The following is a 20,506-nucleotide window of genomic DNA, read 5'->3' on the forward strand; positions in this document are numbered from 1 at the left end:
ATAGCCCGTTCCTATTTTGAGATTTCAATCATTTATAATTAAAATCAGTTTACTTTTGCCAGCGTCTCATTCGTCTGATAAAAGTCTGCTATATTCTTTATTTCATCAAGGCTTAAGTTCCACATAAAGTTCAGAAACTGCTGATAGCTTTCACTTTGATTTTTAGGTTCTATTCTGTCCAGATACCGGTTGAGATTATAATTTTTTCTCGCCTCATATATTTTGGAGAAACATCTTCCCAACCAGCTCTTATAATATTTTTCTTCCTCTTCATCCTGTAAAAACTGCATGGCAGTATAGATTCCCAGTCCATAATCTTCCGAATGGAAATAATTGGGTACAATCTCCATCCTTGCAGTTTTTCTTAATGTTAAAAACAGATCTGAGGGTTTTTCCGGACCCACAGGAGTACCAAGCTCTGTAAAAGTCTTTTTAAGTGCTTCTATTCTTCTGGAAACTTCAGGATGCGATGCCAGAGAATCTTTGTTCAGCTTTTCTTTATAAAAGTTATAATTGTACAGGGAAAAATCTTCCTTTTTCATCCATTTCTCATTGAATGCCTGCCTGGGAAGATTAAACAGTTTTTTATAGGTTTCCACCTTTAATTCCCTTGGAGAGATCGTATCAAAATCCTGTAACCTCTGAAGAGCATTGACGAATTCTGTTTTCCTGAAATCACTGTTTTTAAAAATAACATACCCTAAAGAATCTGCCTGTATTTCATTTTGTCTTCTTTCCACGCTTTTCTTGTAGACTCTGTTTTTAAAAATATCGAAAGCCTTCTGGTTCTGGCTCTGGCTTCTGCTTGTCGTAGTGGATTTGATATTCTCAACCACCAGTTTATCCTGTTTATCCTGTTCTATAATTTTCAAAAAAGTCTTCAGGGAGTGCTCCTCTATTTTATGTCCAAGCTCATGGGAAATCACTGCAGCAATTTGTTCCTCATTATTCAGCCAGCTGTAAAGCCCCATATTGATGACAAAAGTTCCGTCAGCAAGGCAATAGGCATTGGGAGTGTTGTCTTTGGCAATCAGAATTTTCAGATCGTGAGGAATTGTAGGATTATTCTTTTTAAGACGTTGAATCATAGACTGTATGCTGGTTTCAAATTCAGATTTAAAAATAAAATCCTTATTCTTCACCTGCTTTTCAAAATCAGTTCCGAATTCTTTATAAATTTTGGATAATTCAGAGCCTGTTTTTCCGGAATATTGGGACTTTAATCTCTTTACAGTCGCTTCATTATTCCCTTCAAAGCTCTTTAAAAATGCTTTTCTTTGTATATAATCTGCAGTATCTATCGGTTTATAAATCTGGGCTGTTCCCAGGATTGAAAACAGGAAGTACCCCAATACAAAAATTTTTCTGGTCATAGTTTTCATCAATAAGAACAAAAATAACTTATTTGCTGATTCATTTTAAATTTTATAACCAAATTATTTTAAATTTGTTAAAGACCCATTCATAAAAAATGAGAATACTAAAATATATGATAGGCGGGGCTGTAGCCGGTGCGGCAGCAGCTTATTTTCTGGGATATGATTATTTATTCAATGGCATTTCCAAAACCTATCTGAAAGGAAAATCAAGTGCCCATATTGATGATGGAAATCTTTTCCCGAGCAATCCTGTTGCAACAGAAGAACCCAAACTCTGGGAGGAAGATCCGGACTACAATAAAACAGAATTACCTAAACATTTAGTTGAAAACTTAAAACACTCCAGAACAGCTGCTTTGGTAGTGATAAGGAATGGAAAAATTCTTCATGAACAGTATTGGGACGGCTACAATCAGCTATCACAAACCAATTCTTTTTCTATGGCAAAAGCAGTGACGGTGATGCTTCTGGGAAAGGCACTGGAAGAAGGAATTATTCCAACTCTAGATGAAAAGTTCTCAGATTTTTATCCCGAATTTAAAAACAAACCCTTTGGAAATCAGGTTACCCTTAAAAATTTAGCTCAAATGGAAGCCGGGCTGGACTGGAATGAAGATTACAACAATCCTTTTCTTCCCAATGCCAAAGCCTATTATGGAAAAAGCCTTGTAAAAGCTGTATTTTCCCGAAAATTTAAAGAAGAACCCGGTGTAAGATTTGAGTATCAAAGCGGCTCGACACAGCTTCTTGGTTTTGCACTCCGAAAAGCATTGAATCAATCACTAGCCGCCTATTTATCTGAAAAATTCTGGATTCCTCTGGGAATGGAACAGAATGCCAAATGGAGTACAGATGATCACGGTATGGAAAAAGCCTATTGCTGTATTCATTCCAATGCAAGAGATTTTGCCAAACTGGGACAGCTGTTTCTGGATGATGGGAAAGCCGGAGATCATCAGATTCTCAATGCAGACTTTATTGAACAGATGAGAACTCCCACACAAAAGTCTGAAAATATTTACGGAATGGGACTTTGGATCAATCATGACAACCCCATCAAACATTATTATTTCCTCGGATTACAGGGACAATATATTATCATGGTTCCGGAGCATAATATGGTTATTGTAAAAACCGGGAGCTATTCCAATAATCCTAAGAATGACAGAGGAAGACCTGACCAGGTAAAATTCCTTGTGAATGAAATTGTAGAACTATTCTGATAAACAGTATGGAAAAACATAGCGCAAAAGTTGATGAATACATTGAAAAATCTCCCGATTTTGCAAAACCTATCTTAGATTATCTTCGTGAAATCATTCATGAAGCCTGCCCCGATGCGGAAGAAGCCATCAAATGGAAGTTTCCCACTTTCATGTATAAAGGGAAGATTTTATGTTCCATCACCGCTTTCAAGCAATATTGCAGCCTTGGATTCTGGCTGCATCAGGAAATGAAAACTTTACAGGAAATAGAAACAAATACTGAAAAAAGTTCAATGTTCAGTTTAGGAAAAATAACCCGTCTTGAAGATCTTCCATCCCAACCTCAGCTGAAAAGAGCGATTAAAGAAGCCATGGAGCTTACAGATATGGGTGTAACGATGAAAAAAGCACCTCCATCGAGGATAGAAATGGAAATTCCTGATTATTTTCAATCTGCCCTGAATGCTCAGCCGAAAGCAAAAGAAATTTTTGAAAAATCTTCACCATCTTTCAGAAAAGAGTATATTGCATGGCTTACAGAAGCCAAAACAGAAGCTACCAGAAATAAAAGATTGGAACAGTCTTTGGAATGGATAGCCGAAGGTAAAGGCCGCAACTGGAAGTACCAGAAAAAATAAAAAAACACACACAATGAAGAAAAAAATTATTCTCTTTTTCTTCCTGATTATTTCAATTTTTACATTCGCTCAGGAATTTGATTTTGAGGGACAATATAAGTATGCCCGAACACTATCGTCCAAAAATCCGGACAGCTCAGAAATCGTTCTGAATAAGATTATAGATTCTGCACGGAAAAGAAATCTCCCGGAATTTTTAGCAAAAGCTTATTATTTAAAGTCTTTCAACAGCTATCTGAGATCTGATGCTGAGAAAAGTCTTGATTTTGCAGATAAGGCGCTTACAATAGCGACCCAAAGCGATTACAGCATCGGAAAAGCTCTCGCATACAGAATGCAGGGAACTCAATATGCAAAGCTCGGGCTGCTTAAAGAGTCTTCTGCCAGCCTCCGGAATGCACTTGCTGAAGTAAAAAATAATAATACCGAAGAAGGACATGAGCTGAAAGGAATGATCTATAATTCTTTTTTGATCCTTCTTAACAAGGAACAATATAAAGAGAAAGCGTATTATTCCAAAAGTGCCATTCAGGAATTTCAGAAGCTTAAGAATGTCAACAGAAGAAATGAACTGCTGATTTCCGCTTATACCAATATGGGATATAATTTATCTGAGGTAAAAAAATTCAGGGAGGCTAAACCTTATTTTGTAAAAGCCCTTTCGCTGGTAGGGGAAAACAATTATTATCTTCGGGCAAACATCCTGAATGATATCGGATTTTCTTTTTCAAAACAGAATAAACCGGACAGTGCGGTGCTTTATTATCAGAAATCCCTGGCCATCGTAGATCGGTATGGATTCAATGAAAAAAAGATTGAGGTTACTAAAAATCTTGAAGAAGCCTATGCCCAGCTTCACGACGACACCAATACCGAAAAATATAAAATTGAAAACCTTACATTAAAAGACAGCATTGCTTACAACAAGGCCATGGCCGTCAACAAAACACTTTCTAAAAAAGAAGAAAGCTTTCATCAGCAGCTCAATGAAAGCCATTCCGTCTCAAAAGGGCTTATTATTGCGTGCCTTGCATTATTAATTGTTTCAGGAGCTGTGATTTTCAATAGCCTCCGTCTCCGTAAAAAACATAAAGAAGCTGTTTCCAGAATTTACAGAGAAGGCATTTCTCCTGTTATTTATGAGGAAGATCCACAGGAAATTTCTGAGGATATTCAGGCAAAAAATACCTCTACTCCATCAGAAATAAAAATTTCGCCGGAAGTAGAGGAAAACATATTACAGGGATTAAAAATATTTGAAGAAAATCTTGAGTTTAACAACAAAAACATTTCGCGTTACAATCTTGCCAACACATTGAATATCAATACAAAATACCTTTCAACGGTTATTAAGAAACATAAGAAATTCAATTTCAACCAATACATTAATCATCTGAGGATCAATTACATTGTTAACCAGTTGAAAAATGAACCTCAATACAGAAAGTATAAGATCAATCACCTTGCAGAAATTACGGGATATTCCTCCCACAGTGCTTTTTCTCTTGAGTTCAAAAAGATTACAGGACTTCACCCGTCTGCTTTTATCAAAACCCTTGATGAAATCTCCTGATTACTGTTCTGCTATGGTAAGATTATTATAGCCGCCCGTATTGTTGAGCGAAAAATTCGCGAGGTTTGAATTATTTAAATTAAACCAGATGTAAGGCATAAGCCTCTGCCCTGCTGTCATGTAGAATGAAGCGGTACAGTTACTTCCTGCATCAATATTTCCTACGCTGTTTGAGGACATGGTATTGGCACATTTCACGGTATTGATAATATTGGTAACAGCCAGTCCGGCCGTATTATCGTAAAGCTGCCAGATGGCTTCTATCTGAATAGGATTTAAAGGATCCGTTGTATAATTAATGGCCAGCGGAGCCAGATCTGTAGTGAAAGTGGCTACATAAATTCCATTTCTGGGAGCTGTAAAAATACCTGTCGCAGCATTAAAGCTCGTACCGGAATTGCTCTCAAAAGTTTTACTCCAGTCTACAAGATAATTACTTGCTCTGTTCTGTAAACCCGCAGTTATAGTGGGAGCAGCAGGAGTTGCCAGTTTTACATTATTGGTCGTTTTGGCTGCAATAACGATTACTTTATTACTGGCAGACTGTGCTGTGAGCAAAGGAAGCCATTCATTTCCATTGGAATATTCCACACCGTTGTTATACCGTACGGCACCCTCATCTGCGGCTGCGGCTGTAAGGGCAGATGTTCCAAAACCAATGGCTCCGTTTCCGGAATTTCTGGCATCCACTTTTACTGCCGGGTTCAAAGTTCCTGCTCCTATTTTCCCTGCACTGTTCACAAGGATATCATTACTCTGCTGGGCTGGAGTAAATACAGCCCCTGAAGCAGGATTATCTTTTTGTCCGTCAATATGCAAAATGCCCTGCGGATTTGGGGTATTGATTCCAATTTGTGAAAATGCACACTGGAAGCTTAACGTCATTAAAATCAGTAAACAATTTTTTTTCATCATGTATGTTTTTATAATCCGAAAATACTTAAAGAAGTTAGCGTAGAATCCGTGTCCAGGGTTTTTGAACTTCCCAGTTTCTGATTCAGGCTTACGGTAATATTATCACCCTGATTCAGGTTGAAAATACCTGAGCAGTTTCCTGCAACGCGGTTTCCAATTGTATTGTTTCCGGGATAACTTCCTACACATTTGAAAACTTTACCGGTTGCGGAAGAGGTAGAATTGGTCTGGATCAAGGTTTCATATCTTGAATCGTCTGCAATACTTCCGGAAGCCAGTGAAAAGGTAAAGGATACAATATATACCCCTGTTTTTGAAGCTGTAAAAGTACCTGTACCGGCATTAAAGCTGCTGTTCACATCTGTTTTTTTAGTCCAGCCCGTAACGGCAGTCTGTACTCCATTGCTGAAACTTTGTATGGAAGCATTTTCAGCATCCACAAAATCATTGGGAGCCTTATGAGCCAGTGCTACCCAAGCTGTTCCGTTGGAATAGCTCAGATCCTGAGTTCCGGAATTATACCTCATCGCTCCTGCCTTTGCTGCAGATGCAGATTGTGAAGTTCCTCCGATGCCAATAGCATTCAGGCGTTCCCCTGATCTCAGATCCAGTCTTGTTTTGGGAGTTTTTTTTCCTACTCCTACATTTCCGGAAGAAGTAATGACTACATCATCATAATAACTGGAAAGTATTGAGGTATTTGTATTTTTCTGTCCGTCAATATGTACTGCTCCTTCCGGGGAAGACATATTGATTCCTATCTGGGCCTTCATCGCTATGCTGCTGCAAATGATCAGGGCCAGTCCTAATTTTTTTATCATATCCAATGTGTTATTGTTCCAGAATAGAAAGATTTACAAAGCCATATTCATTGCTTGCAGAAGAAATATCGGTCCTCAGACTCAGGTTGCCATTATAAACAGACTGATAGATATACGGCTGAAGCGTGTCTCCCTTATTGAGCTGAACGCCTGCAACGCAAGATCCTGCCACCTGTGCCTGTTTTGAGATATTGGAGTAAGATTTCACGCATTTTTTTACCGTAGTGCTTCCGTTTACAACATATCTTGCTTCTGAAAAATAGCCTGAAACAATAGGAATTCTTACAAAGTCATACGTAAAAGAAACAAGATATACTCCTGTTCTTGGCGCTGTAAAAACACCTGTTCCGGGAGTAAAATTTCCTGTCGGATCGGAAACCTCTGTCCAGCCTGTAATACCTGTAGCAGTCTGATAGGGAATTTTAACGGTAAAGTTCGCAGCCTGAAGGTTGGCTACCACTACTGCCTTTGTTGGGGAAGAAATAAGATCCTGCCATACAATACCATCCGAATACTGCATCTTTCCACCATTCAGCGGATTATACCGTACAGCACCTCCGCCTGCAGCCGAGGCTGTCTGACTGGTTTCTCCAATTCCGATTGCATTATCAGTATTGTTAGCTGAGCGCGTATCGATTCTGGTGGCCGGTGTTAAAGTTCCGATTCCGATTTCTCCGGCAGAAGTGATGGCAACATCATTGGAAATTTGGGTAGAGGATGGAGCTCCGGATGAGGGATTATCTTTTGCCCCATCCACATGGAAAATAGTTTGAGGGCTTGAAGTATTAATACCTACTTGAGCTTTTGAATAGCTTATGGTAAAGCATAAGGGAACCAGAATTCCCTTCATCAAAATACTTAGATTTTTCATTTAATTTGTGGTTTTAAAACGAGTACATTTCTTGGTCAAAGATAAATGTAAAAGCACATCCCACACAATAGCCCCGCTTAAGACATAAACACTTAAAACATTGATAATAAGTCAAATATAGTATTATTTTACATTATCAAAATACGGAATTTTATTATTTTACCATAAAACTGAACCTTATTTCGTAAGAAATTTTAAGGATTTATATTTTTGATGAAAAAGATTATTTCAGAAAAGATACTATTTAACTATCCTATGTCTTGGCAGCCCAATCTCATGTGCCTGTGGATAAGGTTTTCGAAAAGTCATACTCACATCTTCCTTAATCTGCCTGTGGATATCATATTGTTTTTCTTTATCATAAGCGTATCTGGGGTCTGGGATCATTGGCATTTTGGCCATCTTATGAATCGTTATAGTTGGAAAATGAAAATCTACTTCTACTGTTCCCAGTAATAAATAGCAGCCGCCACCCTGAAAGTCATAATTTTTCAGGCTATCCGGAAAATGGGCTGTATCAAAGTAATCTCCATTTGCATCAATCCAGGTTCCGAAATACATCGTTCCTTTTTTGGTTGGAACATGTTTCCTTGAAATAAGATAGGCGAGCATCTTTACCTGTTTTTTATGATATTGCAGCAGATCTTTAACAAAAACAGAACCTCTGTATTGGGTCTGCAGTAAATCAAAAGGGCTGCATGAAACCGGAAAACCAATCAGTTCGATTTCATCGAAAGCATCTTCAAACTGTTCTCTTTTTAATTGCGGAAGTTTAAATTCCTGCACAGGTTCTTCAATCAGCATAAGTCCTCTCTGTTCCGGTTTAAAATTGACCAATAGTAATCGGGCTTCCACCAATAGTTCATTTTTAGGTTTACCTGTGAATCTGAACGCGCCAATAAAAATAAGAATCTGTATTGTTTCAATACCAATGGGAATTCGTCTGATAAAATCTTCCAGCGATTTGTATACTCCGTTTTTTTCGCGTTCTTCAATAATACCATGTGCGACTCTTGTTTCGAGCCCTTCCAAAAGCATCAGCCCCAGGTAAATATCTGTTCCTTTAAGCGTTGTCTTATATTCACTGGTATTCACACAAGGAACCTGAACATTTCCTCCGGACATTTTTGCTTCATGGATATAGACTTCGGTGCGGTAAAATCCACCTTGATTGTTAACCACAGAAACCATAAACTCCAACGGATAATATACTTTCAGATAAAGACTTTGGTAACTTTCCACGGCATAAGAGGCGGAGTGAGCTTTGCAGAAAGAATATCCGGCAAAAGATTCAATTTGTCTGTAGGCTTCAGCAGTAAGTATTTCCGAATGCCCCTTTTCTCTACATTTTTCAAAAAAATTAGCTTTTACCTCCTGAAGCTTTTTGATTGATCTTCCTTTTCCGCTCATTGCCCTACGTAAAATATCACCGTCTGCAAGAGACAGCCCTCCAAAATACTGGGCAATCTTCAGCACATCTTCCTGATAGACCATAATGCCATAAGTTTCCTTTAAGTGCTCTTCAAATATGGGATGAAAATATTCAAACTGCTCAGGATGATTATGTCTGAATATATACTCCCGCATCATACCGCTTTGTGCTACTCCAGGTCTGATAATAGAGGACGCGGCAACCAATATTCTGTAATTATCACATTTTAATCTTCTTAAGAGTCCTCTCATGGCCGGAGATTCAATATAGAAGCATCCGATAGTTCTTCCTATTGCCAAATATTCGTTAGCTTTCTGTTCATCTTTGGAAATCGTTGTATCCCAGATATTAATATCAATTCCTCTTGTTTTTTTTACAAGGTCTACGGTGTCTTTAATAGTACCCAGCCCACGTTGTGAGAGAATATCCAGTTTTTCCATTTTTATATCTTCTGCCACGTTCATATCAAACTGGGCAATCGGAAAACCTTTGGGGGGCATTTCTAATGCTGTGTAATGGGTAATGGGCTCTTCCGAAATAAGGATTCCACAGGCGTGCATACTTCTTTGATTAGGAAACTTTTCCAATAACTTACCATATTTCTGCACCTGTTCCACTACTGAATTCCGGTCATGAACTTCCATTGATTTACCTGCCAGATCATCCAACTCTTCCTTGGGCAGACCAAATACCTTTCCAACTTCCCTGAAAATTGATTTGTATTTGAATTCAACATTAGTTCCGCAAAAGGCGACATGGTCTTTTCCATACCTGTTGAAGATATACTCCAATATAGCATCTCTGTTCTGCCAGCTCCAGTCGATATCAAAATCGGGTGGTACCTGGCGGTTAAGATTAAGGAATCTTTCAAAATAAAGGTCAAGCTCCAGAGGGCAAATGTCTGTAATTCCCAGGCAGTAGCTGACAATGGAATTCGCTCCGCTTCCCCTGCCAACATGCATAAACCCCATGCTATTGCTGTAACGGATAATATCCCAGGTGATCAGAAAATGGGCGCAGAAATTCAGTTCATCAATAACTTTCAGCTCTTTTTCAACTCTTTCTTTTGCCGTCTCATGATCTTTTCCGTAACGTTTTTTCAATCCTAAATAGGCTAATCTTCTGAGAAGTTTTACATCAGACTCTTTGGATTTTTTATAGTGTTGCTTATTCTTTACTTTTCCAAAATCAAATTCAAAGTTACATTGTTCGAGGATACTTCTCGTATTTTCAATAATCCGGGGATATCTTTCAAATGCCTTTATAATCTCCTGTTCGGAAATAAAATACTCAGATCTGCGGCAAACTTCTCTTTTGGTCAGCTTAGACAATAAGGTATTGTGGTCAATAGCCCGCAGAATTTTATGCAATTCGTATTCTTCATCAGAACTAAAGGTAACAGGATGAAAAATAACCATTTTAGCGATGTGTTTTTCATATTCGGGACGTATCAGAAAATTTAATTCTTCTATTCTTACTCCTATAAATTCATTGTCTTTCAATTTCGGAGGAATATTACTCATGGGATAAACAATAAATACATCTTTGAATTCAGGAGCAACTTCAGTCAGTTCTTTACCATTACAATTATGATCTGTAATCATTTTGTTGATCTCACCAATTCCTGAAAATTTTCTGGCTATGCCTACATAAAGAAGTTTCCCCTCGTTTCTGACCTCAACACCGGGAATAGGTTTTATTCCCAGGTCTTCACATGTTTTTTTAAAATCATAAATTCCCGTCACGGTATTGATATCAGTAAGCACCAGCTCTTTGATCCCTAAAGCCTGGGCTTGTTCTGCTACTTTCTGTATGGATAATGTTCCATAACGAAGGCTGTGGAAAGAATGACAATTAATAAACATGTTGAAAGATTTAAAATTATTTCCCGAAGTCAAAACCGGAGGCACGCCCTACCGCATCAGACCCGAAGCGGTTTTTTATATCATCCATTGTCTGATATAAACTCATTTGTTCCTCGGTGTCTTCAAATAGATTCATCTGATGGTTTCCGTGTACTAACCCTGTAAATCTCAGCCCTACCAAACGAAGCCTCATTCTTCTTGTATATGCTTTATTGAACAATTCTAAAGCAACTCTTGACAAGGTGTGATCTGCAGAAGTATAAGATACTTTACATTGCCTGGTCTCGGTATCGAAATTGGCATATCTTATTTTTACCACCACTGTAGATGTCAGCCATTTTTCCTGTCTCAACTGATAGGCCAGCTGCTCTGCCATTCCCGATATCAGCCGTTTTAACTCGATAATATCCATGGTATCATTGGTAAAAGTTCTTTCGGTTGAGATAGACTTTCTTTCGGAATAAGGAACAACAGGATTTTCATCAATTCCATTGGCCTTTTTCCAGAGTTCCTTTCCGTTAACGCCGATCATTTGCTGCAGAACCAGTACCGGCATTTCAGATAAGGTATGAATCGTCCGGATTCCGATTCTTGATAATAACTGAAAGGTCTTGTCACCCACCATTGGAATTTTTTTGATGGATAAAGGGTTTAAAAATGGCTTCACTTCCATTTCTCTGATTTCTAGCCTTCCAACAGGCTTTGCTTCTCCGGTACCAATTTTTGAAACGGTCTTATTGGTTGACAGCGCAAAACTGATCGGAAGTCCTGTTTCTTTGGTAATTGTCTCTGCAATTTCTTTGGTCCATTGATAGCAGCCAAAAAACTTATCCATTCCTGATAAATCCAGATAAAATTCATCAATACTTGCTTTCTCCATCAGTGGAACTTTTTCCTGAATAATTTCGGTTACAGTATGTGATAAATTGGAATACATTTCATGATCGCCTTTAATAACTTTTGCATCAGGGCAAAGCCTCAGTGCCATACGAATTGGCATGGCTGAACGAACCCCAAACTTTCTTGCTTCATAGGAACACGATGCCACGACTCCACGGTCTCCACCTCCTATAATAAGAGGAATACCCTGAAGCTGCGAGTTATTACGTCTCTCGCAGGATACAAAAAATGCATCAAGGTCCATATGTACAATTGAACGATTCACGTTACAAAATTAGAGACTATTTGTCCCAAAATTATTATATTTGCTGGTACAATTTGTCCCAATGTCAACTTTTGCAGATAACATAAGGTTTTTGAGAGTTAAGCGAGGATTATCCCAACATGCTTTTGCCAATGATATTCTTATCATCAGCAGAGATCGCTACTCCAAATATGAAAGTGGCCGTTCGGAAGCTCCTTACGAAGTTTTAATAAAGATTTCGAAGTACTTCAATATAAGCATTGATTTACTTCTGACAGTTGATATCCGAAAGTATCCGTTGGAAGATATTTTAAAACTTCCTGACAATCGAATTGTCTTACCCGTTGTTGTAGACCAATTGGGAAACAACAGTATCGAAATCGTTCCGCAGAAAGCATCAATGGGATATTTATCCGGTTATAGTGACCCGGAATACATTGAAAGTCTGCAAAGAATCACACTTCCTTTTTTAACCAATGGAAAATATAGAGCTTTTCCAGCGCAAGGAGATTCAATGCCTCCTTTTAAAGATGGATCTTACATTATCGGAAAGTATGTGGAAAATATTGATGACCTGAAACCGAATAAAAGTTATGTTTTTGTGACTTTGAATGATGGTATTTCTTACAAGAGATTGAAGACTAAAAAGAAAAAATCAATCACAGTGGTTTCTGACAATGCATTTTATAAGCCTTATGATATCCCTTTGGGAGAAATTATAGAGATATGGCAGTATGCCTCAGGTATATTTCCTGAAGATTTTGATTCAACCAGTTTTGAAAATTATAATTTTAAAGATATATTTTCAGAACTAAAAAATAATATTACCGAATTAGAAAACAAAATTCTTACTATAAAAAATCAAACCATGTAACTACTTATAGATTAAATCATCCTCAGCCGTTCTTCCTCGAGGTCGAGCTGATAGAGCTGATGGCGGATAATTTCTTCATTAACGGAAATATCTTTATTCAGTTCTGAAAGAAACTGTCTCTGGCTTTCCAGCATTTCAAAAAAGATATCTTTGGTCTTTTCATTCATCCATTCGGTATTATTGGTCTGTATTTTTTCTTCCCATTGTTTCAGCATTCTTTCCAATCCTGCATGGCTGTTCAGTTCAGTTTCGTGCTTGGCTTTAAGAAAATGGTAGACATGCTGCTTTAGTTTATATTTTATTTCTTCCCGTGTCTTTTTATCTTTTTCTTCATCTGTGAAATCATCAAATACATGTCCATATTTTATAAAGTAAGGCAAAGTAAGTCCCTGTACGAGTAAGGTAAGCAAGATTACCACGAAAGTAATGAACAGGATAAGGTTTCTGTTGGGAAAAGGAAGTCCGTTTTCAAGGGTAATCGGAATGGCCAGGGCAGCAGCCAGTGAGACAACACCTCTCATTCCTGTCCATCCAAGCATCAAAGGCATCAGGAGACGTCTTCTTGCAGAAGAAGCACGGGGAGCGACACTTGGCCGGAAAATCAATGTAGCCAGCATAGCGGCATAAGAACTTATGATTCTGGCGGCAATCAGAATACCGGTCACCAACACTCCATATTGGATAGCAATTCTCAAAGGAATTCCTTCTGACCGCAGCCCTCCGACAATTTCAGGAAGCTCGAGTCCTATTATTAAGAATACTATGCCATTCAGAATAAATACGAAGCTTTCCCATACGCTATACCCCATGATACGGCTGGTACTGTTTAGAAATATCATTCGTTTCCCAGACATATACAACCCACCACAAACTACAGCTAAAACTCCTGAACAGTGAAACTGCTCTGCAACCCAATACATCAGATACGGTTCAATAAGGGTCAGGGCAATATCAGAAGAAGCTTCTGTAGGAAGCCGTTTGTGAGCCTGTACAAAAATCCATGCCAGTACTAACCCGATTCCTGCGCCTCCGATTACCATCCATAAAAAATCCAGAGAAGCTTCCTGCCATACGAACTGTCCGGTTCCTACAGCAATCAGAGCAAAACGGAATATAATAAGAGAGGAAGCGTCATTCAACAGACTCTCTCCTTCCAGAATCGCAGATGTAGTGGATGGTATTTTTACAAACTTCATAATGGCTCCCGTACTTACGGCATCCGGTGGAGATACAATGCCTCCCAGCAAAAACCCGAGAGCAAGTGTAAATCCGGGAATAAAATAATTCGCTGTCACCGCTACTGCCAGCGCCGTAAAAAAGACCACTAAAAAAGCAAAGCTTCCGATAATACGCCACCATCTTTTCATTTCTTTAAAGGAAATTGACCATGCGGCCTCAAACAAAAGAGGAGGCAAAAAGATAAAAAAGATAAGATCCGGATTAATCTTTACCACCGGAAGACCTGGCACAAAACTAACAAGCAGTCCGAATACAACGAGTAAAACAGGATAAGCAATTTTTAATTTTGTAGCCCACATATTGAGCAGTACAATAGCCACAATCATGGCCAATAAAAAAGGTAGGATGGTATGCATTGATATTGTGTTTTATCCGTCATATTTACTACTTCTATTTGATTTTTAAAAATTTAAAAACAATTTTTTCTTATTTTTTTGTGTACGGATGAATTTATCTCCTTCTAAATCTTTTTACTTTATGTTTTTCACCTCAGGTTGAATATTTATAGAATTTTAAATAAAACACGTCAAGTTTCGTCGCATCCGCGCTATACTTTTGTTCTACAAGAAAATAAGAAATATGGACAAAGTAACCTTAGAACGGATTCAGAAACTTCACCCGTTGGTAAGAGATGAAGTGAAGCAAATTATACAGGAATGTGATGAAGCACTTACCGGAAGAGCCAAAGTGCGGATCACTCAGGGATTAAGATCTTTTGAAGAGCAGGAAAAGCTTTATGCAATCGGAAGAATTACTTCAGGAAAAAAAGTAACCAATGCCAAGGCAGGGCAAAGCATTCACAATTATGGCCTTGCGGTAGACATCTGTCTTATGATTGACGGAAAAACAGCAAGTTGGGATACGGCAAAAGACTGGGATAATGACAACGTTGCAGACTGGTACGAATGTGTAAAAATCTTTGCCCGCCACGGCTGGGATTGGGGCGGAAACTGGAAAACATTTAAAGACCTTCCCCACTTTGAAAAAAAGACAATTCCCTCTAAAAAAGGACCTGTAAAAACCAGCTGGAGAACGCTTTTGAAGATGCCAAAAGACCAGCAGAATTACGTTATTTTTTAGTTTCATTTATTTGAAATTAAATATAATACGACATGTTCTGTCGCTTCCCCAGACTACCTTTGCTTTATAAGAAAACAACAAAAAAAGCAATGAAATCTAAGTATGGAATCTCCACAATTTTTAAAGTATTCAACAGATTCTGTACATGTAAGATTGCATGTGTCCTTTTAACAAACCATTAAAAATATCACATGAAAAAGACAACCATTCTTTCTTTGGACGGAGGTGGAATAAGGGGAATCGTAACCTGCATTATTCTGCGTTACATAGAAGAACAGCTCCAGTATTATGATAAGCCCACCGCCAAGCTGGGAGATTATTTTGATCTGGTTGCTGGCAGCAGCACCGGAGGTCTGATTGCTTCTATTATTCTCTCTCCTGATGAAACCCGAAAAGCAAAATATTCTATTCAGAAAGGATTGGAATTATATGCTGAAAAGGGCGGCGATATCTTCCAGGTTTCCTTTTGGGAAAAACTGGTTAATCCATTCGGATTATTGAATGAAAAAATTTCCCAGGAAGCTCTGGAAAAAAATTTACATGATTTCTTTGGAAATTTAGAATTAAAAGAATTAATAAAACCCTGTTTGATAACAAGTTATGATATAGAAAACAGAAGAGCAAAGCTTTTCAACTCCTGGAAAGCCAACCTCAGCACAGACAATTTCTATGTAAGAGATATCTGCAGAGCGACTTCAGCGGCTCCTACATATTTCAGTCCTGTTCAGATCAAATCAATGTATGGCCAGATTTTCAGTCTGATTGATGGCGGTATGTTTGCCAATAATCCCGCATTGTGCGCTTATGCAGAGGCCAGAAAGATTCCTTTTGCAGAAGTTTTAAAAAATCATCAGAAAGCTAACCGTCCCACGGTAAACGATATGATAATGGTTTCTATCGGAACAGGGATCGAAGCAAGGCCTTACTCTTTTAAAAGACTGGAAAAAGCAGGAAAAATTGGCTGGGTAAGCCCTATTGTTGACATTCTGATGTCTGCCAATGCAGAAACAGTGGATTACCAGCTGGAACAGATGTTTCAGACACTGGGACTTAGAAATCAAAAAAATTATTACCGTTTGAATCCTTCACTAAAAAATGCTTCTCCCGCCATGGATAATGTAAGAAGATCCAATATTGAGAATCTGATACAGGCCGGACTCAGCTATATTGATGATAACAGAGAAACTTTGAACCAGATTGTTCAGAAACTCATCAAAAATAAAATATAAGCTTTTTGCCTTATAACTACCTTATATAAGTTATTAAGATTATATTTAAAAATTAAAAAATCTTTTTTAAACACGTCAAGTTTTGTCGTTTCGCCCCACTACCTTTGGAGTATCAAAAAGACACAGAACAACAATCTAAAAAAACTTTAAAAAGCCTTTGAATTCAACATTTCCCTATGCTGAACAGCCTGAAATATGTTCAAAAAAATATAACCAACACCTTATCACACAAAACATGGAAACACCAGATCACAATACAGATATACTCATCGATGAAGATCTCTATACGATAGAATGGAGTGATATCGAAAATGCTGAGATGGATTATGAAAACTATCTCAACGACATTGAAAACTTCTTCAGAGAAGATTTTGAAAAAGGAATACCTGAAGAAGATATTTTTTAAATAAAATTAAAAAAACACGACAAGTTCTGACGCTGTCCGACATTACCTTTAAATCTCTGTAATATACGCACAGCAATCTCATTAAACAACCTCGAACACCTTTGAATTCACCATTCACAAAATGCTGGACAGCCAGAACTATGTCTTAAAATATAGCAATCATAAGCCTGTTATACCAAAATACAGGACATATAATCAATTTATTAACCAACAAATCACACAACGTTTTATGAAAACAAAAGAAGAACTCAGGCTCTATTTTGAAAATGGAGATATTCCAAAACAGGAAGACTTTTGGGAATGGCAGGATTCTTACTGGCATAAGGATGAAAAAATTGACATGCAGAAAGTTGCAGGTCTGGAGAATGGTACTTTCAACATACTCTATGCTGAAATCGATGCTGATAAAAATGCTTCACTGGCTTTCTTTTCAAAAAGAAAAATTGTGATAAAAGAAGGAACACTCACTATTCCCAAAAATTTCACCGCAGGTCTGCAGGTAACTGACGTAGAAATCCCTGACTCTGTAACAACTATCCAGGAAAGCGCATTTAGTAACGGCGGCTTAACGACCTTTACAATTCCTCCAAAGGTAACCGAAATCCCCAATTGGGCTTTTTACAATAACAGATTAACGTCTTTATTTATTCCGGACAGCGTTATCAATATTGGAATACAGGCATTTACAGCCAATCAACTGAAAGAACTTCGTCTTCCCAAAGGAATAACGATTATCTCACAAGGAGCCTTCTCTGCCAATAAGCTGACATCTGTTGAGATTCCCGATGGAGTAACAGAAATTCACTCGGATGCTTTTGTCAGTAATCAACTCACCTCAGTAACCATTCCGGCCAGTGTACTCAAAATTGAAAACAATGCTTTCAGAGTTAACCAGCTTACAAAAGTAACATTAGGCCCTGAAACGACCTATTTACCTTATTCTTTTGACAGCACAGTGGAAATCGTGGGAGGAAAACTCATCAATTAAAATTTTTAGAAAAATGAAAACAAAACAAGAATTAAAAAAATATTTCGAAAACGGAGATATCCCGGTACAGGAAGATTTCTGGGCTTTGATGGACTCTTACTGGCATAAAGACGAGAAACTAAACAACACTTCACTTGATCTGCCTGTTTATACAGAATTTGCCTATTCGCCAACGGATAGTACAGAAATTATTGGAACTGATAACATCATTGTTTTTCCTGAAGGTATAAAAACTGTTGGAGGATTTATCTTTTCAGTATCCGTACCACGCATTTCAAAAATTATTTTTCCTAAATCTCTTGAAAGGATAAAAGCTCGAGCATTTAACTCTCAATACCTAAAGGGAACCATAACAATTCCTGGTTCATGTAAAACAATAGAAACATTCGCTTTTGCAAGTGGTAACGCCCGGATATCAAAAATAATATTAGAAGAGGGAGTAGAAACTATTGAATCATCAGCATTTCAGTTATCAACAAGCAGCGACCTAACAGCTTTATATATTCCAGATTCAGTCAGCTCTGTAGGAGAAAATGCATTTGCCATTCCTTCACTACAAACAGTTTCTGCACCACAAGGTTTAGATCTGAGCAGATCAGGTATTCCAATCGGAATTATTACATACAGATAAACCAAATCAGTTAAATTTTTAAGCAAATGAAAACAAAACAAGAATTAAAAAAATATTTCGAAAACGGAGATATCCCGGTACAGGAAGAATTTTGGGAGTGGCATGATTCATACTGGCACAAAGATGAAAAGATTCCTGCAGCTCAATTAGATTATGATCTGTCACAAAAAGCAGATGCAAATGCATCCAATATAAATCCGCAGAATGCTCAACTTTGGAAAGAAAAAATTGAAACGCAGACAGCTATTCAGGTTCCGCAATTAAATGGAAATATCTTAACGGTATTTTATACGGGTGAGAATGGGGTTCAGCAAAGCAAATCCGTAGATTTAAGCAGTTTGGTAACCCGTGATATCAGCATTCAAAACGCAGTATATGACGCCTCTCAAAATATCATTACCATTACCCAGAATGACGGCTCTGCCTTTCACATCAACCTTTCTGAATTCAGTATTATTCCCACCACCAATGCAGATGGAAGTGTTACATTGTCACAGGAAGGACAGGAAAAAGTTATCCTGAAAAAAGTAGCTGTAACAGGCAGCTATAATGACCTTTCTGACAAACCCACTTTTAGCGGGAATGATAATTTACAAAATGTCATCGACAGAGGTAACGGAACAACCAAGCCTATTATTTTTCAGCCAAGCCAGGGCAGAGCAGGCGAAATCAATTTCAGTCCTACAACGTATTCCTTCTGGTTTGGAAATTTGAACACGGATCACACCGGAGCTTACGGACTGGGAATTGGTTATAATACATTATCAAAATTAACCACCGGAGCAAATAATGTAGCACTTGGTTCTTATGCTTTAAATGAAACCACAACAGGAAGATGGAATACCGCAACCGGTGTTTCAAGCGGAGCTAAACTTACCACGGGTAATTTCAATGCTTTTTTCGGAACACAGGCGGGAACTGAAACAACAACAGGAAACGGAAATACGTATATCGGAGATGAGGCAGGAAACAAAAATATTGCCGGAACCAATAACACCGCGCTGGGTCTTGGAGCTGCTTATTCCTTAACTAATGGAACCCAGAATACTTTTTTAGGTGCTTTTGCAGGGTATATTCATGGAAAAGCGACGACTTCAGGTGCATGGGGTTCCAATACTTTCATCGGATACAATGCAGCGTCTACTACTCATGCAATGGGTGTTTGGGGAGATAACAACGTCGTTATCGGCTGTAATGCCCCGTTAGGAGGTTCAATATTTAACAAGCTGGTGATTGAATCCAATCCGGTAGCAAGACGTCACGATCTTGTCACTCCATTAATTGGTGGAGATTTTGCCGCAAGAACATTGGATTTTGATGCTGTAATCAGTGCAAGAAGAACTCCACTGGCCGATAATACCTATACAAAAGTAGCGGTTCTGAATGCCGGTAATGTATTGGGATATAAAAACCTTTCCGACTTCCAGAACTGCATTCCTCTCACAGGAACAGAAGTGAACAATCCCGTTTCCGGTCATATTCAGTTTGAGAATGCCGAAGCACCGGAAATTGAATCTCTTCTTTATAAAATCAATACTCAGGACGGAATTAAAAACCAGGTAGGTTTCTTTCCAAGCGGAGTTTTGATCACATCAGGCAGTGTAGATAATTCTATACAATCAAATTTAGATGTCAGTAAAGATTACGGTGTATTGGCTAGAGCTTATGGTGCAAAACTTAGTTTAAGTAATGCCGGAGCCTCTTTAACGAGTTTTACAGATCATTCTGACGGTAAAGGAATTATGGTAAGCAATTATCCTGATGAGCCTGTTATGGTAGAACATCAGGTATCAAATGCCAGAGGATTAAGTTCTAAAACTTATTTTGGAGACAACGCACAGGAAAATGATTACATCCAGAAACAATATGCAGACAAACAGCATTCCTACAGTACCAAAGAAGAGCTGACAGGCGGAAAATGGATTAACGGTAAGCCTGTTTATAAAAAGACCCTGTATCTGAATCAGATTCCGAGAACAGGTGAAATCGATTTAACACCTGAATTCCCGGATCTTGAAACTATTATCTCCAACGAAATGTTTACAGAATGGGATGATCTTAAAGCAGCATTTGCAGGCAACCAATGGAGAACAAAAGCCTATATCACAATCGAAAGAGAAAGAGCCATTATTGAGCTGTTGAATGTCCCTGATTACAATTATTCTCTTATCAATTCATTTACCCTAACCCTTGAATACACAAAAAAATAAGCAACC

At 38.1% G+C, this 20,506-nt stretch carries 17 protein-coding genes; 10 read left to right on the forward strand and 7 right to left on the reverse strand.

The features are described 5' to 3' along the window. Positions 1–44 precede the first annotated feature (44 nt). Positions 45–1,373: a M48 family metalloprotease gene (locus LIV57_RS01670; protein ID WP_227941165.1), complete on the reverse strand. Its 1,329-nt coding sequence runs from the start codon at positions 1,371–1,373 to the stop codon at positions 45–47. A 98-nt stretch (positions 1,374–1,471) separates the two neighbouring features. On the opposite strand from LIV57_RS01670, the gene LIV57_RS01675 reads away from it, so the two are divergent. The 3 genes from LIV57_RS01675 to LIV57_RS01685 are packed head-to-tail and all read left to right on the forward strand — an operon-like array spanning position 1,472 to position 4,795. Further along, a complete protein-coding gene (locus LIV57_RS01675) occupies positions 1,472–2,602 on the forward strand; it encodes a serine hydrolase domain-containing protein (RefSeq protein WP_227941166.1) in 1,131 nt (376 codons plus the stop codon). An 8-nt stretch (positions 2,603–2,610) separates the two neighbouring features. Beyond that, positions 2,611–3,222 (forward strand): YdeI/OmpD-associated family protein, encoded by a 612-nt coding sequence (locus tag LIV57_RS01680; protein ID WP_227941167.1) that lies wholly within the window; start codon positions 2,611–2,613, stop codon positions 3,220–3,222. A gap of 13 nt (positions 3,223–3,235) precedes the next feature. Continuing rightward, positions 3,236–4,795 carry a tetratricopeptide repeat protein gene (locus tag LIV57_RS01685; RefSeq protein WP_227941168.1) on the forward strand — a complete coding sequence of 520 codons (1,560 nt, stop codon included), beginning with the start codon at positions 3,236–3,238 and terminating at the stop codon, positions 4,793–4,795. Here the strand turns inward: LIV57_RS01685 and LIV57_RS01690 are convergent, their stop codons facing one another. The 5 genes from LIV57_RS01690 to dinB form a co-directional block, all read right to left on the reverse strand. After that, positions 4,796–5,707: a hypothetical protein gene (locus LIV57_RS01690; protein ID WP_227941169.1), complete on the reverse strand. Its 912-nt coding sequence runs from the start codon at positions 5,705–5,707 to the stop codon at positions 4,796–4,798. An 11-nt stretch (positions 5,708–5,718) separates the two neighbouring features. Continuing rightward, positions 5,719–6,531: a hypothetical protein gene (locus LIV57_RS01695; RefSeq protein ID WP_227941170.1), complete on the reverse strand. Its 813-nt coding sequence runs from the start codon at positions 6,529–6,531 to the stop codon at positions 5,719–5,721. Between the two features lie 10 nt (positions 6,532–6,541). Continuing rightward, positions 6,542–7,402 carry a complement C1q domain-containing protein gene (locus tag LIV57_RS01700; RefSeq protein WP_227941171.1) on the reverse strand — a complete coding sequence of 287 codons (861 nt, stop codon included), beginning with the start codon at positions 7,400–7,402 and terminating at the stop codon, positions 6,542–6,544. Positions 7,403–7,642: 240 nt separating this feature from the next. Next, positions 7,643–10,699, reverse strand: coding sequence for a DNA polymerase III subunit alpha (locus LIV57_RS01705; protein WP_227941172.1), 3,057 nt, complete (start codon positions 10,697–10,699; stop codon positions 7,643–7,645). 16 nt (positions 10,700–10,715) lie between these two features. Further along, entirely contained in the window at positions 10,716–11,864 is a 1,149-nt protein-coding gene (gene dinB, locus LIV57_RS01710) for a DNA polymerase IV (protein ID WP_227941173.1), read from the reverse strand. 91 nt (positions 11,865–11,955) lie between these two features. Between dinB and LIV57_RS01715 the strand changes: the two genes are divergently transcribed. Further along, a complete protein-coding gene (locus LIV57_RS01715; RefSeq protein WP_317259031.1) occupies positions 11,956–12,717 on the forward strand; it encodes a LexA family transcriptional regulator in 762 nt (253 codons plus the stop codon). 11 nt (positions 12,718–12,728) lie between these two features. On the opposite strand, the gene LIV57_RS01720 is transcribed toward LIV57_RS01715, so the two are convergent. Then, positions 12,729–14,312, reverse strand: a complete 1,584-nt coding sequence (locus LIV57_RS01720) for a Na+/H+ antiporter (protein WP_227941175.1) — start codon at positions 14,310–14,312, stop codon at positions 12,729–12,731. 223 nt (positions 14,313–14,535) lie between these two features. Between LIV57_RS01720 and LIV57_RS01725 the strand changes: the two genes are divergently transcribed. The 6 genes from LIV57_RS01725 to LIV57_RS01750 all read left to right on the forward strand — a co-directional run bounded on the left by LIV57_RS01725 (position 14,536) and on the right by LIV57_RS01750 (position 20,500). Beyond that, a complete protein-coding gene (locus LIV57_RS01725) occupies positions 14,536–15,036 on the forward strand; it encodes a M15 family metallopeptidase (protein WP_110008332.1) in 501 nt (166 codons plus the stop codon). Between the two features lie 191 nt (positions 15,037–15,227). Further along, the gene (locus LIV57_RS01730) at positions 15,228–16,265 is read left to right on the forward strand and encodes a patatin-like phospholipase family protein (RefSeq protein ID WP_227941176.1); all 1,038 of its coding nucleotides are present in this window, start codon (positions 15,228–15,230) and stop codon (positions 16,263–16,265) included. Between the two features lie 235 nt (positions 16,266–16,500). Beyond that, positions 16,501–16,671, forward strand: a complete 171-nt coding sequence (locus tag LIV57_RS01735) for a hypothetical protein (protein ID WP_167497887.1) — start codon at positions 16,501–16,503, stop codon at positions 16,669–16,671. A 229-nt stretch (positions 16,672–16,900) separates the two neighbouring features. Next, positions 16,901–17,659, forward strand: coding sequence for a leucine-rich repeat domain-containing protein (locus LIV57_RS01740; RefSeq protein ID WP_227941177.1), 759 nt, complete (start codon positions 16,901–16,903; stop codon positions 17,657–17,659). Between the two features lie 13 nt (positions 17,660–17,672). After that, positions 17,673–18,290, forward strand: coding sequence for a leucine-rich repeat domain-containing protein (locus LIV57_RS01745; protein ID WP_227941178.1), 618 nt, complete (start codon positions 17,673–17,675; stop codon positions 18,288–18,290). Between the two features lie 26 nt (positions 18,291–18,316). Continuing rightward, complete coding sequence (locus tag LIV57_RS01750) at positions 18,317–20,500, forward strand: hypothetical protein (protein ID WP_227941179.1); 2,184 nt, start codon at positions 18,317–18,319, stop codon at positions 20,498–20,500. Positions 20,501–20,506 lie beyond the last annotated feature (6 nt).

It is taken from the genome of Chryseobacterium sp. X308 (genome assembly GCF_020733145.1).
Taxonomy (GTDB): domain Bacteria; phylum Bacteroidota; class Bacteroidia; order Flavobacteriales; family Weeksellaceae; genus Chryseobacterium; species Chryseobacterium cupriresistens.

Bases quoted from the DNA above. Each gene is read 5' to 3' on its own strand.
- LIV57_RS01670 (WP_227941165.1), bottom strand. From the start codon at position 1,373: ATGACCAGAAAAATTTTTGTATTGGGGTACTTCCTGTTTTCAATCCTG.
- LIV57_RS01675 (WP_227941166.1), top strand. From the start codon at position 1,472: ATGAGAATACTAAAATATATGATAGGCGGGGCTGTAGCCGGTGCGGCA.
- LIV57_RS01680 (WP_227941167.1), top strand. From the start codon at position 2,611: ATGGAAAAACATAGCGCAAAAGTTGATGAATACATTGAAAAATCTCCC.
- LIV57_RS01685 (WP_227941168.1), top strand. From the start codon at position 3,236: ATGAAGAAAAAAATTATTCTCTTTTTCTTCCTGATTATTTCAATTTTT.
- LIV57_RS01690 (WP_227941169.1), bottom strand. From the start codon at position 5,707: ATGAAAAAAAATTGTTTACTGATTTTAATGACGTTAAGCTTCCAGTGT.
- LIV57_RS01695 (WP_227941170.1), bottom strand. From the start codon at position 6,531: ATGATAAAAAAATTAGGACTGGCCCTGATCATTTGCAGCAGCATAGCG.
- LIV57_RS01700 (WP_227941171.1), bottom strand. From the start codon at position 7,402: ATGAAAAATCTAAGTATTTTGATGAAGGGAATTCTGGTTCCCTTATGC.
- LIV57_RS01705 (WP_227941172.1), bottom strand. From the start codon at position 10,699: ATGTTTATTAATTGTCATTCTTTCCACAGCCTTCGTTATGGAACATTA.
- LIV57_RS01720 (WP_227941175.1), bottom strand. From the start codon at position 14,312: ATGCATACCATCCTACCTTTTTTATTGGCCATGATTGTGGCTATTGTA.
- LIV57_RS01725 (WP_110008332.1), top strand. From the start codon at position 14,536: ATGGACAAAGTAACCTTAGAACGGATTCAGAAACTTCACCCGTTGGTA.
- LIV57_RS01730 (WP_227941176.1), top strand. From the start codon at position 15,228: ATGAAAAAGACAACCATTCTTTCTTTGGACGGAGGTGGAATAAGGGGA.
- LIV57_RS01735 (WP_167497887.1), top strand. From the start codon at position 16,501: ATGGAAACACCAGATCACAATACAGATATACTCATCGATGAAGATCTC.
- LIV57_RS01740 (WP_227941177.1), top strand. From the start codon at position 16,901: ATGAAAACAAAAGAAGAACTCAGGCTCTATTTTGAAAATGGAGATATT.
- LIV57_RS01745 (WP_227941178.1), top strand. From the start codon at position 17,673: ATGAAAACAAAACAAGAATTAAAAAAATATTTCGAAAACGGAGATATC.
- LIV57_RS01750 (WP_227941179.1), top strand. From the start codon at position 18,317: ATGAAAACAAAACAAGAATTAAAAAAATATTTCGAAAACGGAGATATC.